This window comes from Billgrantia antri, assembly GCF_019430905.1.
GTDB lineage: Bacteria > Pseudomonadota > Gammaproteobacteria > Pseudomonadales > Halomonadaceae > Halomonas > Halomonas antri.
Genome location: NZ_JAHYCA010000002.1, coordinates 60385 through 76614, shown reverse-complemented (window position 1 = coordinate 76614; position 16230 = coordinate 60385). Strand labels below are relative to the sequence as shown.

The following is a 16230-nucleotide window of genomic DNA, read 5'->3' as shown; positions in this document are numbered from 1 at the left end:
CGACACCGCCAACGAGCTGGAGTACTACCGCCATGGTGGCATCCTCCACTACGTGCTGCGGCGCATGATTGGCGCGGCGTAAGACCGCCGTTCCTTCATTCTGCATCCATGCAAAAGCCCCTGTCGGGTAACCGGCAGGGGCGACTTGTATCGGGCTTCGAGCCTCAGGCTGCATTTAGCTCTCAGCTCGAGTCCCGTAGCCCGTGGCTTGCCACCTAGAACGCGCGGCGACGATAGGACCTGTACTCCGGCGTCCAGCTGCTGCGCTCGATGGCCTGACGCAGCTTGATGCCGTCGGTGCGCAACGCCACGCCTTCCTGCTGGGCCTGAGCGGCGACCTCGAAGGCGATGGCCTTGGACAGCTCTCGAATCTGCGATAGCGCGGGCAGCAGCGAGCCTTCGCCCTCCCTCACCAGCGGCGCCTCGCGAGCCAGCGCTCGGGAAGCGGTCATCAGCATGGTGTCGGTGATGCGCCTGGCGCCGCTTGCCACGACGCCCAGGCCGATCCCGGGGAAGATGTAAGCGTTGTTGCACTGGGCAATGGGGTAGGTCTTGCCACCGTACTCCACCGGCGGGAAGGGGCTGCCTGTCGCCACCAGCGCCTGGCCGTCGGTCCACTCGAGCACGTCGGCGGGCGTCGCCTCGGCGCGGGAGGTGGGGTTGGAGAGCGGCAGGATGACCGGCCGCTCGCAGCCGGCGTGCATGGCACGAATCACGTCCTCGGAAAACAGCCCCGGCTGCCCCGAGACACCGATCAGCACGGTGGGCTGGACATGGCGCGCCACCTCGAGCAGTGATTGGTCCTGCCACCCCTCGACGAGTTCCGGCTCATGGGCCAGGCGACGCTGGAAGTCGCGCAGCCACGGCTGGTCCGTGGTCACCAGACCGTCACGATCGACCATGTACACGCGCCGTCGTGCCTCCTTCTCGGAGAGCCCCTCGGCCTGCATCGCCACGATCACCTGTTCGGCGATGCCGCAGCCGGCGGAGCCGGCACCGACGAACACCACGCGCTGGTCGGCAACGGTCTCATCACGCGCCTGGCAGGCCGCCATCAGCGTGCCCACCGCAACGGCGGCGGTACCCTGCACATCGTCGTTGAAGCAGCATAACTGGTCACGGTAGCGCTCCAGCAGCGGCACGGCGTTGGCCTGGGCGAAGTCCTCGAACTGCAGCAGCACGTTGGGCCAGCGGCGCTTCACCGCGGCGATGAACTCGTCGACGAAGGCGTCGTACTCCTCCTGGGAGATACGCGGGTGGCGCCAGCCCATGTACATCGGGTCGTCGAGCAGGGCCTGGTTGTTGGTGCCCACGTCGAGGGTAATCGGCAGCGTATAGGCCGGGCTGATGCCGCCGCAGGCGGTATACAGCGCCAGCTTGCCGATCGGAATACCCATGCCGCCGATGCCCTGGTCGCCGAGGCCGAGGATGCGCTCACCGTCGGTGACCACGATCACCTTGACCCGGTCCTTGGTGGCGCTGCGCAGGATGTCGTCCATGCGCTCGCGGTCAGGGTAGCTGACGAACAGGCCGCGGTGGCTGCGGTAGATATTGGAGAACTCCTCACAGGCCTGGCCCACCGTGGGGGTATAGATGATCGGCAGCATCTCCTCGAGATGCTGCATCACCAGGTGGTAATAGAGGGTCTCGTTGTCGTCCTGGATCGCCCGCAAGTGAATGTGCCGCTCCAGGTCGCTGTGGCACTGCTGGTACTGGCGGTAGGCGCGTTCGGCCTGCTCCTCGATGGACTCCACGTTCTGCGGCAGCAGGCCGATCAGATTGAACTCGAGCCGCTCCTCGCGGGTGAAGGCGCTGCCTTTGTTGAGCAGCGGCATTTCGAGCAGCGAAGGGCCAGCGTAGGGAATATAGAGTGGACGTTTGCTTTCGGGCATCTCTTGTCTCGATACGGTGACTGGAACCGGGCCGTAGGAAACGCTCGACGGGGCGAGGTTCCCAAGCGCTCTGGCGGCGCGTTGGCGTAACTCTACCACGCCTCTCGAGCCGTGGCGCAAAGCTCAACTTACCTTGGCCCGGGTCCTGTCGCGGGGCGGACGATCGAAGAACAGCGGGCGTAGTCGCACGCCGAGCATGTTGCCGGCGAAACCCGCCACCAGCCACGCCCAGCCGTGCAGGCTGCCCGAGGCGATGCCGCTGAAGTAGGCGCCGATGTTGCAGCCGAACGCCAGCCGGGCTCCATAGCCGAGCAGCAGGCCGCCGATCACTGCCGCCCCCACCGAGCCCAGCGGAATCCGCAGGGTCGGAGAGAAACGCCCGGCCAGGGTAGCAGCGACCATGGCACCTAGGATGATCCCCACGTTCATCACCGTGGTGATGTCGCTCCATACACTGGCATGCAGTGCCGCGGCGTTGCCCGGACTCTGCCAGTAGCTCCACTGGCTGACGTCGCCACCAAGGATTTCGTAAGCCTTGGCGCCCCACAGGGCGAAGGCGGAAGTGATGCCCCAGGGGCGGCCGGCCAGCGCCAGGGTGGCGAAGTTGAGCAGCGCCAGCGCCACGGCACCGAGCAGCAGCGGCCAGGGACCGGTTAGCCAGCGCCCCTGGCCAAAGTTGGCCCGAGGCGCCTCCTCCAACCCGCCGTGGCGGCGCTTTTCCATCAGCACCGTGAGCACGGCGATGGTGCCGAACAGCGCCAGACTCACGGCGATGCCGCCTTCCGCGCCGAAGGTCTGCACCAAGGACACCGGTCGAAAGGCCGGCAAACTCATCCACCAGCCGAAATGTGCGGTGCCGATCAGCGAGCCGACGATAAAGAAGAGCAACGTGATCATCATGCGCGCATTGCCGCCACCGGCGGTAAACAGCGTGCCCGAGGCACAGCCGCCGCCGAGCTGCATGCCGATACCGAACAGGAAGGCGCCCACCACAACCGAAACGCCGATCGGCGCCACGAAGCCGGTCACGCCCTGCCCCCAGAGGGTACCTGCACCGAGCGCAGGGAAGAACAGCACCACGGCGATGGCCAGCATGACCATCTGCGCGCGAAGTCCGCGCCCGCGGCGCTCGCTGATGAAGACCCGCCAGGCGCCGGTGAAGCCAAAGGCGGCGTGGTAGAGCGACACCCCCAGCAACGCCCCGACGACCAGCAGCAGGCCCAGGCGCGTACCGTAGGCCAGACCTACCATCAGGGCGGCGGCCAGCAGCAGCGCTCCCAGCACCAGAGAGACCCGACGCGGACGCACCGTATCCACCGCAGTGACCATGTCTCTTCTCCTCTCGACACTCTCATGCAGCGTGGCAAGTTTCGCCGATGCGCGCCAACCGGCCATCAGAACGAGACAGGGCGCCAAGAAGGCGCCCCGGGTACGGTACACAACCGCTCAGACGAAGCGCCCCAGTCCCACGGCATGGCGCAGCCTGTCCATGAACGGTGCCGCCTCGGCGCGTGCGCGCTCGGCCCCCTTGAGCAGCACGTTCTCGATGTGCCCCGGATCCTCCATCAGCGCCACGTAGCGCTCGCGAGGTTCGCGCAGTTGCTCGTTGAGAAGCTCGAACAGGCGGTTCTTGACCTCGCCCCAGCCGATGCCGCTGGCGTACTCACCGCGCATCGCCTCACGCTCCTCGCGCGTGGCAAAGGCGGAGTAGATCTGGAACAGGGTGCAGCCCTCCGGGTCCTTGGGCTTGCCGGGCTCCAGCGAGTTGGTCTTGATCTTGCGCACCAGCTTGAGCAGCTTCTTCTCTGAGACGAACAGCGGGATGGTGTTGTTGTAGCTCTTGGACATCTTGCGCCCGTCGAGGCCGCCCAGCACCGCCACGTCGTCGTCCACTACCGCCTCGGGCAGGGTAAAGAACTCCCCTTTGTAGAGATGGTTGAAGCGCCCACCCATGTCGCGCGCCATCTCGATGTGCTGGATCTGGTCGCGACCCACCGGCACCTTGTTGGCGTTGAACATCAGGATGTCGGCGGCCATCAGTACCGGATAGCCGAACAGGCCCATGGTGATGCCCTTGTCGGGGTCCTGGTTGCCCGCGGCCTCGTTCTCGGCCACCGCCGCCTTGTAGGCGTGGGCGCGGTTCATCAGGCCCTTGGCGCAGACGCACGACAGCATCCAGGTCAGCTCGGGGATCTCGGGGATGTCCGACTGACGGTAGAAGATGGCGTTGTCGGTATCGAGCCCCAGCGCCAGCCAGGTGGCAGCGATCTCCAGGCGCGATTCCTGCACGCGCTGGGGGTCCTGGCACTTGATCAGCGCATGCAGGTCGGCGAGGAAGTAGTAGGACTGCACGCTCGGGTCCTGGCTCGCGGCGATGGCGGGCTTGATGGCCCCGACGTAGTTGCCCAGGTGGGGCGTACCGGTGGTGGTGATGCCGGTGAGAACGCGTGTCTTCTGGGAAGCTGCACTCATGGAAAGCGGACTCTGCTGTCGGAAATGCCCGCTATGTTAACGCGAGGGGGGCAGGCAAGGCGACCTGCCCCCGCTTCAAACGAATCGGCCGTTACCGCACCAGGCTGGCGGGATCGACACTCTCAAGGCCAAACGCCTCGGCCACGGCGCGATAGGTGACCTGGCCGTCGTGGACGTTGAGCCCAGGCAGGAAGTGGGCATCATCGGCCAGCGCCCGCTTCCAGCCCTTGTCGGCCAGGGCGATGACGAACGGCAGAGTGGCGTTGGTTAGCGCCTGGGTCGAGGTGCGCGCCACCGCACCCGGCATGTTGGCCACGCAGTAGTGAACGACGCCGTCGACCATGTAGGTCGGCTCGGCATGGGTGGTGGGCTTGCTGGTCTCGAAGCAGCCGCCCTGGTCGATGGCCACGTCCACCAGCACGCTGCCGGGCTTCATGTCGGCGAGCATGGCGCGGGTGATCAGCTTGGGCGCGGCGGCGCCGGGAATCAGCACGGCACCGACGATCAGGTCGCTCTCGTGCACCGCCTCGTCGATTGCGTCGGCGGTAGAGAAGACGGTCTTCATGCGCCCCTGATAGCGGTCGTCGAGCACCTCGAGACGCGGGATCGACTTGTCGAGCACGGTCACCTCGGCGCCCAGCCCCAGCGCCATGCGTGCGGCATTCTCGCCCACCACGCCGCCGCCGATAACGGTCACCTTGCCCGGCGCCACGCCGGGCACGCCCGGCAGCAGCACGCCGGAGCCGCCCTGGGCCTTCTCCAGGCTGTGAGCACCAGCCTGAATGGCCATGCGACCGGCCACGGTGCTCATGGGTGCCAGCAGCGGCAGGCCGCCCTGGCGGTCGGTGACGGTTTCGTAGGCGATGCAGGTGGCCCCGCTCTCCATCAGGCCACGAGTCAGCTTCTCCTCGGCCGCCAGGTGCAGGTAGGTGAACAGGGTCTGCCCACTGGAGAGGCGTGCCACCTCCTCCGCCTGCGGCTCCTTGACCTTGAGAATCAGCTCGGCCCCGCCCCACAGGGTATCGACGCTGGCTTCTAGCCGGGCGCCGGCCGCCTCATAATCGGCATCGGAGAAACCAGCCCCTTCCCCGGCGCCTACCTGAACGGTCACCGAATGGCCTCGCGTCGCCAGTTCCCGCGCCCCCGTGGGAGTCAGGGCGACGCGATACTCATGGTTCTTGATTTCCTTCGGCACGGCGATCTTCATGGGGCACCTCCTGAGCGTCTGCTGCATGTTGTTAGGTATACGACACGCGCATTACAGCACAGGAAGTCAAAACATGAAGCACAGGAAACCAACAACGGCAAAAATCCATGCAATGCCATTTATTAGCAGAAAATCAGCTCAAAAGATCCGATCCTGACGAAAAAATATCAGCCTTTCTCGACAATGAGCGCACCGCCGTAGACGGTTACGTACTCCTCGGGTAGACGCCGCGGACGCCCGTTGGAGAGCTCGATGCAGGCGAAGCGGGTGCGAGCACGCAGCAAGGTGCGACCATCGGCCGGGCGAACGAGTTGGAAGCGCCGCGTCAGCGTGAGGCGGCCGTCGCAGCCAACGATCCAGGTGGCAAGTACCAGGCGCTCCCCTTCGAAGGCCGGCGCCAGGTAATCGAGTTCGTGGCGATGCACCGCCATGGCGCGGTCCAGTTCACGATAGCGGGCCAGATCGAGGCCGAGGTGTTCCGAATGCGCCCAGCTCACCTGCTCGACCCAGCGCAGGTAGGCGGCATTGTTGGCATGGCCGTACTCGTCGATGGCCGAGGCTTCCACCTCGAGCTCGATGACGAACGGTCCGGGAAGATCCCATTCCTGTGGCATGGTGCACTCCGTTGCAGGTTCAGGCTTTGGGCGTGCCGCAGCGCCAGCAGGCTTCGAAGACACCATCCAGCGTTTCGCCGCAGTTCGAACAGCGCCACTCCGCCTGCTCGTTGCTGCCCGCCATGGCATCGCGAATCAGGCTCTCTGCACGCTCGCGATTGTGTTCGGCCACCCACACCTCGGGTTCGCACTCGCCCAGCGGCAGCTCGCCGGCGCCACCGGCCAGCACCATGTTGCGCAGCTCCACGGGAATGCCCGCCGCGGCCAGCAGGTTGCGCACGTGGCTGACCAGCAGCGAATTGGAGTGGGCGAAGACGCGAACGTAGCCAATCATTTCAATCCCGGAAAACCCTTACGCCGAGAGCCTTCAGATAGGCGGTCTCGGGAATGGCCGGGTGCACCGGGTGGTCCGCCGCCTGATGGCCTTGATAAATCACCTGGCCGTGACGATCCTGGTGGCGCACCGCACCGCGCACCACGTCCACCAGCCGCTCCGGCGCCAGGTGCATGGAGCACGAGGCCGACAGCAGCAGTCCGTCGCGTCCCAGCAAGCGCATCGCCTCGCGGTTGAGCTTGGCATAGGCGCGCTCACCGTTGGGAATGTCCTTGCGTTTCTTGATGAAGGCCGGCGGGTCGAGGATTACCACATCGAACTGCTCGCCGTCGGCCTTGAGCGCGGCCAGTGCCTCGAAGGCATCGGCTTCGCCTACCGCCACCTGCTCGTGCAGGCCGTTCAGGGCCGCATTCTCGGCTACCCGCTCCAGCGCCTGGGCGCTGGCGTCCACGCACAGCACCTCGCTGGCACCATGGGCCGCTGCCTGCACGCCCCAACCGCCGACATAGCTGAATACGTCCAGCACCCGCTTGCCGGCGACCAAGCCGTTGAGCCAGGCGCGGTTGGCGCGATGATCGAAGAACCAGCCGGTCTTTTGGCCATCGAGCACCGGCACGTGGAAGCGCACGCCGTTCTCCTCCATCGGTACCGGCCCGTCGAGCTCGCCCTTGGCCACGGTGACCTGGCGCTCGAGCTGCTCCTGCCGGCGCCCCGAGGAGTCGTTCTTGAACACGATGACCCGCGGCGAGAGCACTTTGTCCAGCGCCGCCACGACCTCCTCGGCGAGGCGCTCCATGCCCAGCGTATTGAGCTGTACCACGAGGACATCGTCGAAGCGGTCCACCACCAGCCCCGGCAACAGGTCACCCTCGCCGTGCACCAGTCGGTAGTAGGGCTTGGCATACAGCCGCTGACGCAGCGCCAGCGCCTGGTTGAAGCGGTGCACCAGCAGCGAGCGGTCGAGCCGCATGCCGGGGTCGCGTGACACCACCCGGGCACAGATCAGCGAGTTGGGATTGACATAGGCCACGCCCATGGCCTTGCCATTGGCGGCCTCGACGATTACCTGGCCGCCCGGTTCGAGGCCCTTGAGGGGCGTGGCCTCGACGTCGACCTCGTTGGAGTAGAGCCACAGGTGACCGGCCTTGAGGCGGCGGTCGGCGTTCTTCTTGAGGCGCAGGGTCTGGGTCATGGTTCGTCTCATGGAGTGGGGGTCATTTTTGGCAAGCAGGGCAGAAGACACTGGCCCGCTGCCCCAGCGTTACCAGGCGCAGCTCGCCGTTGCAGCGTCGGCAGCCCTGGCCATGACGACCATAGACGTTGAGGCGCTGCTTGAAGTAGCCCGGCTCACCGGTGCCGCTGACGAAGTCGCGCAAGGTGGTACCGCCTTGGGTGATGGCGGCGGCCAGCACCTCTCGCACCGCCGCGGCCAGGCGCTCGTAGCGCTCGCGCGAGATGCGCCCCGCCGCGCGTCGTGGGTCGATGCCGGCCAGGAACAGCGCCTCGCTGGCGTAGATGTTGCCCACGCCCACCACCACGGCATTGTCCATCAGGAACGGCTTGACCGCCATGCGCCGACCGCGCGAGAGGCAGTAGAGCCGCTCGCCGTCGAAGGCCTCGGAGAGCGGCTCGGGCCCCAGGTTGACCAGCCGCGGGTCGCTCTCCTGGCTGCCGGCGAGCCAGTCGACGAAGCCGAAGCGGCGCGGATCGTGGTAGCGCAGGATGGCACCGCCGTCGAGCACCAGATCGACATGGTCGTGTTTCTTGGGCAGATCGCCCAGCCGGGCGATGCGCAGGCTGCCCGACATGCCCAGATGCCAGATCAGACTGCCGGTGTCTGCGCCCTTGAGCGGCAGCATCAGGTACTTGGCGCGTCGCGAAAGCGTGCCGATGCGCGAGCCCACCAGGCGCTCGATGAAGTCGTCCGGTACCGGCACGCGCAGGCGCGGTTGGCGCACGATCGCCTCGACGATCTCGCGTCCCTCAACGTGGGGGGCGATGCCGCGCCGGGTGGTCTCGACTTCGGGAAGCTCGGGCATGGTGAAAAAAATCCCGGAAATAGATACGCCTGAACCCGGTAAAAACCGGGTTCAGGAGGACAGGTCTTGCTACCTGCGGCTGGAAGCCGTCAAGTCGCCCCGGACGCCCACCTCCAATGGAGAGCGCCGGATCGGGTTACTTGATCTTGGCTTCCTTGTACATCACGTGCTTGCGAACGACCGGATCGTACTTCTTGAATTCGAGCTTGTCCGGGGTGTTCCGCTTGTTCTTGTCAGTGGTGTAGAAGTGGCCGGTACCGGCGCTGGACACCAACTTGATCTTGTCGCGCATGACTGCTGTCTCCCTGTTTGGTCGCTTAGACGGCTTCGCCGCGCTTGCGGATGTCGCTGAGCACCGCGTCGATGCCCTTTTTGTCGATGATGCGCATACCCTTGGAGGAGACCCGCAGCTTGACGAAGCGGTTCTCGGACTCCACCCAGAAACGGTGGGTGTGCAGGTTCGGCAAGAAGCGACGGCGGGTCTTGCGCTGGGAGTGTGAAACGTTGTTACCAGTCACCGGGCGCTTGCCGGTAACCTGACATACTTTGGACATGGGAGCCTCCAACCGCTTGGCCAGGTGGTCAAACCTGTGTGTTCAAAACCTGTCGGGCAAACCGGGAACGACCCCGTTGTCATTTGACCCAAGGGAATTCAAAGGCTGCACTTTATAGCAGAGTGCGCCCCGGCAGGCAATAGTAGGCGCGTATTCTACCTGTCCTGCCGCCTAAAGCCACCCTCTCTCTGCAAAAGATACGACCTCCCCATCGCCGACCACGAAGTGGTCCAGCACACGGATCTCGAACAACCCCAGCGCTTCGCGCAGCCGCTCGGTGATGCGCCGGTCGGCATCGGAGGGCTCGGCCACCCCGGAAGGGTGGTTATGGGCAAAGATTATCGCGCCGGCGCCTAGCTCAAGCGCGCGGCGCGCAACCTCGCGCGGGTAGACCGAGGCGCTGTCCAACGTACCCCGGAACAGCGACTCGAAGCGGATCACGCGATGCTGGGTATCGAGGAACAGCGCGGCGAACTCCTCGTGCCCCAGGTGGCGCAACTGGGTGGCCAAGTAGGCCCGCACCAGCGTGGGTGAGGTCAACGCATTGCCGCGGGCGAGTTGAGCCGCCAGGTGACGCTTGGAGAGTTCGAGGGTGGCCTGGAGCTGGACGAACTTGGCCGTGCCCAGGCCGCGTTCGGCGCAGAAACGCGTCTCGTCGGCCTCGAGCAGCTGGCGCAGACCGCCGAACGCTCCTAGCAGATCGCGGGCCAGATCTACCGCCGAGCGCCCCGCCACCCCTACGCGCAGGAAGATCGCCAGCAGTTCGGCATCGGACAACGCCTCGGCGCCCAGCGCCAGCAGTTTCTCCCGCGGGCGCTCGCCCTCGGGCCAGTCGCGAATCGACATCCCCTGTCTCCTTGCTACGCTTTCCATGGGTTAATTAGCGTCAGCCATTGTAACCGACTCGCGCGACAGGATGCGGCTGCGCAAGTTCAACGGCAGTGGTAAGGTTAACGGTCGGGGTCAGGTTTCAGCTCAGGAAGTATTCATGACAACGCAGTCCGCCCATCGGCTCGCCGGCCGGCGTATTCTGCTCGGCATCAGCGCCGGCATCGCCGCCTACAAAAGCGCCCAGCTCGCCCGTCTGCTCAAGCAGTCGGGCTGCGAAGTGCGTGTGGTGATGACCGAAGGCGCACAGGCCTTCATCACGCCGCTGACGCTGCAGGCTCTGACCGGCGAACCGGTGCGCACCTCGCTGCTCGATCCCGAAGCCGAGGCCGGCATGGGCCATATCGAACTGGCTCGCTGGGCCGAGACGATCTTGATCGCCCCGGCCACTGCCGACCTGATGGCGCGCCTGGCTCAAGGCATGGCCGACGACCTGCTCACCACGCTGTGCCTGGCCAGCGACGCCGAGAGAATCCTGGCACCAGCCATGAACCAGGCCATGTGGCGCCACGTCGCTACCCAGCGCAACGCCGAGCGCCTGGCACAGGACGGTTGGCGGCTGCTGGGGCCTGCCAGCGGCGACCAGGCCTGCGGCGACGTGGGGCCGGGCCGCATGCTCGAGCCCGAGGCGATCATGGCCGAGCTTATCCTGCCGAATCGCGAAACAGCGCACGGCCAGGCTGCGCTTGCCGGGGAGATGCCGGCCCGCGGCCTGCACGTGGTAATCACCGCCGGCCCCACCCGTGAGCCGCTGGACCCGGTGCGCTACCTCTCCAACCACAGCTCGGGAAAGATGGGCTTTGCGCTGGCCGCCGCCGCTGCCGAACTCGGCGCCCGCGTGTCCCTGATCAGCGGCCCGGTGAACCTGCCGACCCCCGCAGGAGTCGAGCGCACCGATGTGGAGACGGCGCGACAGATGCACGAGGCGAGCCGCCGGCTGGCGACCGAGTGCGATCTCTTCATCGGCTGTGCCGCGGTGGCCGACTATCGCGCCGCGACGGCCGCCGAGCACAAGATCAAGAAGCGCGAAGGCGAGGAAGGCCTGACCCTGAAGCTGGTCAAGAACCCGGATATCATTGCCGACATCGCCAGGCTCCGGGATAGCGCAGGAGGCCGCCCCCTGGTCGTGGGCTTCGCGGCAGAGACCCGCGAGCTCGAGGCATACGCGCGCGACAAGCTCGAGCGCAAGCGGCTGGACATGATCGTCGCCAATGACGTCTCGACCGCGGGCCTGGGCTTCGGCGCCGACGACAACGCTGCCCTACTGCTGTGGCGTGACGGCGAGGGAGAAGGTGGCGCGAGTCTGCCGCCACAGCCCAAGTCCGAGCTCGCCAGGGCGGTGATCGAGCGGGCGCTCGGCTGCCTGACCTCGCGCCCCGTGCATTGAGCGCCGCCCCGAACCTATCCGAATCCAGAATCAGTGAACCCGACGGAGCGACCATGCCCGAGTCACAAAACACCAGGCCAACCCACCGCCCGCGGCTGGAGGTCAAGCTGCTCGACGAGCGGCTGCACGACTACATGCCCCGCTACGCCACGCTGGGATCGGCCGGGATGGACCTGCGCGCCCTGCTCGAGGCGCCGCTTACCCTCGAGCCCGGCCAGTGCGAGCTGGTACGCACCGGCCTAGCCATCCATATCGGCGACCCGGGCCTGGCCGGCCTGATCCTGCCGCGCTCGGGACTGGGCCACAAGCACGGCATCGTGCTCGGCAACCTGGTGGGGCTGATCGACTCGGACTACCAGGGCGAGCTGATGATTTCCGTCTGGAACCGCGGCCATACCACCTTCGTGCTGGAGCCCTTCGAGCGTCTGGCTCAGTATGTCCTGGTACCGGTGGTCCAAGCCGAACTCGAGGTCGTCGACGACTTCGAGGCCAGCCTGCGCGGCGAAGGCGGCTTCGGCAGTTCGGGTCGCCACTGATCGCAGAACGCCGCGGGCGTCCCAAGGAGCGGTGACGCCCGGCAGCAGTCCCTCGCAACCTGATATCCACGAACTCACACTGTCTGACAAGGAACCGCTATGAGCCAAGTCGAGAACAGCAGCGTACCGGCCTCCATCTTCCGCGCCTACGACATTCGCGGCATCGTCGACGACACCCTGACCGAGGCCACCGTCGAGCAGATCGGTCGCGCCATCGGCTCGGAGGCCGCCGCCCGCAACGAAGCCACCGTGGTGGTGGCCCGCGACGGCCGCCTCTCCGGTCCGCGGCTTAGCGAGGCATTGATCCGCGGCCTGACCGCCGCCGGCCGCAACGTGGTCGACATCGGCATGGTGCCCACGCCGGTGCTCTACTTCGCCACTCACGTGCTGGAGGGCACCGCCTCCGGGGTAATGGTCACCGGCAGCCACAACCCGCCGGACTACAACGGCTTCAAGATCGTGCTAGGTGGCGAGACCCTCTCAGGCGAGGCGATCACTGCGCTGTACCAGCGCATCGCGTCCGGCGATCTCGTCGAGGGCCAGGGCAGCGTACGTCACGAGGACGTGCGCGACGCCTACCTCGAGCGCATCGTCGGCGACATCAAGCTCGAGCGCCCGATCAAGGCGGTGGTCGACTGCGGCAACGGCGTGGCCGGCGAGCTGGGTCCCAAGCTGATCGAGCGGCTCGGCGCCGACACCGTGCCGCTGTTCGCCGAGATCGACGGTAATTTCCCCAACCATCACCCCGACCCGGGCAAGCTCGAAAACCTGCAGGATGTGATCCGCACGGTGAAGGAGACCGGCGCCGACATCGGCTTGGCCTTCGACGGCGACGGTGATCGCCTCGGCGTGGTCACCCCGAGTGGCAAGCTGATCTATCCCGATCATCTGATGATGGCTTTCGCCGAGGACATGCTGTCGCGCAACCCCGGCGCCCGGGTGATCTTCGACGTCAAGTGTACCGGCAATCTGGCTGGCGTGGTCGAGCGGGCCGGCGGCACGCCGGAGATGTGGCGCACCGGCCACTCGTTGATCAAGGCACGCATGAAGGAGACCGGCGCGGCGCTCGCCGGCGAGATGAGCGGTCACATCTTCTTCCAGGAACGCTGGTACGGTTTCGACGACGGCCTCTACGGCGCCGCCCGGCTGCTGGAGATCCTCGCCAAGCAGGACGACGATGCCGACGCCTACTTCGCCCGCTACCCGCAGGATATCGGCACACCCGAGATCAACGTCCACGTCACCGACGAGAACAAGTTCGAGCTGGTCGATAAGTTGGCTCGCGAGGGCGACTTTGGCGACGATGGCGTCAAGACCACCCTCGACGGCATCCGCGTCGATTACCCTGACGGCTGGGGCCTTTGCCGCGCCTCCAACACCACGCCGGTGCTGGTGCTGCGCTTCGAGGGCAAGAGCGACGCGGCCCTCGAGCGCATCCGCAACCGTTTCGCCGACGCCCTCACGCAGGTCGATCCGGCGCTGACGCTGCCGAGCTGACGGCAGCGTTTTCGATTCCCTGAGGAAGGACCATGACCGAAACGACTCGTGACCCGCGGCTGGTAGTGGAAGTGCTCTCCGAGGCACTTCCCTACATTCAGCGCTTCTCCGGCAAGACCGTCGTCGTCAAGTACGGCGGCAACGCCATGACCGAGGACACCCTGATCGACTCCTTCGCCCGCAACATGGTGCTGATGAAGGAAGTGGGGATCAATCCTGTGGTGGTCCACGGCGGCGGGCCACAGATCGGCGAGCTGCTGGCCAAGCTCAAGATCGAATCGCGCTTCGTCAACGGCATGCGGGTCACCGACTCGCAGACCATGGACGTGGTGGAGATGGTGCTTGGCGGTCTGGTCAACAAGGGCATCGTGAACCTGATCAACCAATGCGGCGGCAAGGCGATCGGCCTCACCGGCAAGGATGGCGCCCAGATCCGCGCGCGCCAGCTCAAGGTGGAACACAAGACGCCGGAAATGACCGCCCCCGAAATCATCGACATCGGCCACGTGGGGGAAGTCGAACATGTCTCCACCGACCTGATCGAGATGCTCGCCGAGCGCGACTTCATTCCGGTGATCGCCCCGATCGGCGTCGATGCCCAGGGCCACAGCTACAACATCAATGCCGATCTGGTGGCGGGCAAGGTGGCCGAGGCATTGGGCGCCGAGAAGTTGATGCTGCTGACCAACGTGGCCGGCCTGATGAACGCCGAGGGCGAGGTGCTCACCGGGCTGACCACTGCCCAGGTGGACGCTTTGATCGCCGACGGCACCATTCATGGTGGTATGCTGCCCAAGATCCGCTGCGCGCTCGAGGCCGTGAAGGGCGGCGTGCGCAGCGCGCATATTATCGATGGCCGCGTGCCGCATGCCACGCTGCTGGAAATCTTCACCAATGCCGGGGTCGGTACCCTGATCACCGATGCCGACCAGCAAGGGAACGACAACAACTGAAGGAGCCCTCGCTCCGTACCGGCCAGGGGCGAGGGCCTCCGGCCATCCAATAACCAGAAGACATACTTCGACATGACGCAGGCAACACAGACGTCCAGCCGGCGCGAGCAGATCCTGCAGGCGCTCGCCCTGATGCTGGAAGAAGACAGCGGCAAGCGCATCACCATCGCGGCGCTAGCGCGCCAGGTAGGGGTTTCCGAAGCCGCCCTCTACCGCCACTTTCCGAGCAAGGCGAGAATGTTCGAGGGACTCATCTCGTTCATCGAGGAGACCCTGTTCGAGCGCATTTCGCGTATTCTCGACGAGATGCATGAGGCCGTGCCGCGCTGCGGGCAGATCCTTACCCTGCTGCTGGCCTTCGCCGAGAAGAACCCGGGCCTCTCCCGCCTGCTCGAGGGCGACGTGCTGACCGGCGAGACCGAGAGGCTGCGGCTGCGCATCCACCAGCTCTTCGAGCGCCTGGAAACCCAGCTCAAGCAGGTACTGCGCGAAGCCGAGCTGCGCGAGCGGCGGCGCACCGTACTGCCGGTGTCGGCCACCGCCAACCTGCTGATGGCCGTGGCCGAAGGGCGCATCTCCCAGTACGTGCGCAGCGATTTCCAGCGCCGCCCCACCGAGCACTGGGACGATCAGTGGTCACTGCTCTCGGCACAGCTGATGCGCGCACCGATCACCCAGAGCGCCTAACCTCTCGTTCGCTACACGAAAAAGCCCCGGATCCGTGCGAACCGGGGCTTCGTCGTTCAGGCAGCGATGCCGTCAGGCCGCCAGGGCGTCGCCCAACTGCTGCCGGATCTTCTTCATGGCATTCTTCTCGAGCTGACGTATGCGCTCGGCGGAGACACCATAGACATCGGCCAGCTCATGCAGCGTGGCCTTGTCATCGGCCAGCCAGCGGCGCTGGAGGATATCGCGCGAGCGCTCGTCCAGCGCCTCCAGGGCCATCCGCAGGCGGCGACTGGCATCATCTTCCCAGTCGCTGTCCTCAAGCTGGGCCGCGGGGTCGGAGCCGTCATCGTCCAGATAGTGAACCGGCGCCTGGTAGGCAGTCTCCTCGTCGTCGCTCGGCGAGACGTCGAAGCCGGCATCATGGGCCGACAGACGGCCTTCCATTTCCCGCACCACCTCGGGCTTGACGTCCAGGTCGCGTGCGATGGCATCGACCTCGTCGTTGTTCAGCCAGGCCAGGCGCTTCTTGGCGCTGCGCAGGTTGAAGAACAGCTTGCGCTGGGCCTTGGTGGTAGCGATCTTGACGATACGCCAGTTGCGCAACACGAATTCGTGTATTTCGGCCTTGATCCAGTGCACGGCGAAGGAGACCAGGCGCACCCCCTGATTGGGATCGAAGCGCTTGACGGCCTTCATCAGCCCCACGTTGCCTTCCTGGATCAGGTCGGCCTGTGGCAGACCGTAACCGGAGTAGCTGCGCGCGATATGCACGACGAAGCGCAGATGCGACAGCACCAGGCGACGCGCCGCCTCCAGATCGCCTTCGTCGTGAAGGCGGAAGGCGAGTTCGCGCTCTTCCTCGGCGGTCAGCATGGGGATGCCGTTGACCGCCTGGATGTACCCGTTGAGGTCATGCCCCGGTGAGAGCTGGCCCACCGGCAGAAGACTGGTGCTCATTGCAGGTTGTCTCCTTGAAAACCTAATATACAGTTCAATCGCTCGATTAGACGGACGAAAGTCGATAACGTTCCCTGGCGTCCTCAGCCTGGCAGATGCCGGACGCGGTCGCTAGCGCAGCACGGGATTCGCGACAGCGTGTCGCAGCGCCATGCCTCGAGCCCTTGCCACGTTCGGCGCGCCGCCTGGCTGCAGCCGGCCCACCGCGGGCACACGCCCTATCTTGGCCGG

At 65.9% G+C, this 16230-nt stretch carries 17 protein-coding genes; 5 read left to right on the top strand and 12 right to left on the bottom strand.

Features of this window, described 5'->3' with window-relative positions; genetic code table 11:
- Positions 1-215: 215 nt before the first annotated feature.
- From KPL81_RS04700 to radC, 11 genes are all read right to left on the bottom strand, one after another.
- Positions 216-1892 carry an NAD-dependent malic enzyme gene (locus KPL81_RS04700; protein ID WP_219790877.1) on the bottom strand — a complete coding sequence of 559 codons (1677 nt, stop codon included), beginning with the start codon at positions 1890-1892 and terminating at the stop codon, positions 216-218.
- A 123-nt stretch (positions 1893-2015) separates the two neighbouring features.
- Positions 2016-3221 (bottom strand): YeeE/YedE family protein, encoded by a 1206-nt coding sequence (locus tag KPL81_RS04695; RefSeq protein WP_219790876.1) that lies wholly within the window; start codon positions 3219-3221, stop codon positions 2016-2018.
- Positions 3222-3338: 117 nt separating this feature from the next.
- Positions 3339-4364 (bottom strand): tryptophan--tRNA ligase, encoded by a 1026-nt coding sequence (locus KPL81_RS04690; protein ID WP_219790875.1) that lies wholly within the window; start codon positions 4362-4364, stop codon positions 3339-3341.
- Between the two features lie 91 nt (positions 4365-4455).
- The gene (ald, locus tag KPL81_RS04685; RefSeq protein WP_219790874.1) at positions 4456-5571 is read right to left on the bottom strand and encodes an alanine dehydrogenase; all 1116 of its coding nucleotides are present in this window, start codon (positions 5569-5571) and stop codon (positions 4456-4458) included.
- Positions 5572-5738: 167 nt separating this feature from the next.
- On the bottom strand, positions 5739-6185 hold the full coding sequence (locus KPL81_RS04680; protein WP_219790873.1) for an acyl-CoA thioesterase: 447 nt from the start codon (positions 6183-6185) through the stop codon (positions 5739-5741).
- Positions 6186-6204: 19 nt separating this feature from the next.
- Positions 6205-6519, bottom strand: coding sequence for a putative signal transducing protein (locus KPL81_RS04675; RefSeq protein WP_219790872.1), 315 nt, complete (start codon positions 6517-6519; stop codon positions 6205-6207).
- A 1-nt stretch (position 6520) separates the two neighbouring features.
- The gene (locus KPL81_RS04670) at positions 6521-7711 is read right to left on the bottom strand and encodes a class I SAM-dependent rRNA methyltransferase (protein WP_219790871.1); all 1191 of its coding nucleotides are present in this window, start codon (positions 7709-7711) and stop codon (positions 6521-6523) included.
- Between the two features lie 22 nt (positions 7712-7733).
- Positions 7734-8558: a bifunctional DNA-formamidopyrimidine glycosylase/DNA-(apurinic or apyrimidinic site) lyase gene (gene mutM, locus KPL81_RS04665; RefSeq protein WP_219790870.1), complete on the bottom strand. Its 825-nt coding sequence runs from the start codon at positions 8556-8558 to the stop codon at positions 7734-7736.
- A gap of 136 nt (positions 8559-8694) precedes the next feature.
- On the bottom strand, positions 8695-8850 hold the full coding sequence (gene rpmG / locus KPL81_RS04660; RefSeq protein WP_016417370.1) for a 50S ribosomal protein L33: 156 nt from the start codon (positions 8848-8850) through the stop codon (positions 8695-8697).
- A 25-nt stretch (positions 8851-8875) separates the two neighbouring features.
- Complete coding sequence (gene rpmB, locus KPL81_RS04655; RefSeq protein ID WP_010630182.1) at positions 8876-9112, bottom strand: 50S ribosomal protein L28; 237 nt, start codon at positions 9110-9112, stop codon at positions 8876-8878.
- 171 nt (positions 9113-9283) lie between these two features.
- Positions 9284-9958 (bottom strand): RadC family protein, encoded by a 675-nt coding sequence (gene radC / locus KPL81_RS04650; RefSeq protein WP_219790869.1) that lies wholly within the window; start codon positions 9956-9958, stop codon positions 9284-9286.
- 142 nt (positions 9959-10100) lie between these two features.
- Between radC and coaBC the strand changes: the two genes are divergently transcribed.
- The 5 genes from coaBC (at position 10101) to slmA (ending at position 15060) form a co-directional block, all read left to right on the top strand.
- Positions 10101-11387 carry a bifunctional phosphopantothenoylcysteine decarboxylase/phosphopantothenate--cysteine ligase CoaBC gene (coaBC, locus tag KPL81_RS04645; protein ID WP_219790868.1) on the top strand — a complete coding sequence of 429 codons (1287 nt, stop codon included), beginning with the start codon at positions 10101-10103 and terminating at the stop codon, positions 11385-11387.
- Between the two features lie 53 nt (positions 11388-11440).
- Positions 11441-11923 (top strand): dUTP diphosphatase, encoded by a 483-nt coding sequence (dut, locus tag KPL81_RS04640; protein ID WP_219790867.1) that lies wholly within the window; start codon positions 11441-11443, stop codon positions 11921-11923.
- Positions 11924-12022: 99 nt separating this feature from the next.
- A complete protein-coding gene (locus KPL81_RS04635) occupies positions 12023-13420 on the top strand; it encodes a phosphomannomutase/phosphoglucomutase (RefSeq protein WP_219790866.1) in 1398 nt (465 codons plus the stop codon).
- A gap of 32 nt (positions 13421-13452) precedes the next feature.
- Complete coding sequence (gene argB / locus KPL81_RS04630) at positions 13453-14373, top strand: acetylglutamate kinase (RefSeq protein ID WP_219790865.1); 921 nt, start codon at positions 13453-13455, stop codon at positions 14371-14373.
- A 72-nt stretch (positions 14374-14445) separates the two neighbouring features.
- The gene (gene slmA, locus KPL81_RS04625) at positions 14446-15060 is read left to right on the top strand and encodes a nucleoid occlusion factor SlmA (RefSeq protein ID WP_209475892.1); all 615 of its coding nucleotides are present in this window, start codon (positions 14446-14448) and stop codon (positions 15058-15060) included.
- Positions 15061-15132: 72 nt separating this feature from the next.
- On the opposite strand, the gene rpoH is transcribed toward slmA, so the two are convergent.
- Positions 15133-15999 carry an RNA polymerase sigma factor RpoH gene (rpoH, locus tag KPL81_RS04620; protein ID WP_219790864.1) on the bottom strand — a complete coding sequence of 289 codons (867 nt, stop codon included), beginning with the start codon at positions 15997-15999 and terminating at the stop codon, positions 15133-15135.
- Positions 16000-16230: the final 231 nt, after the last annotated feature.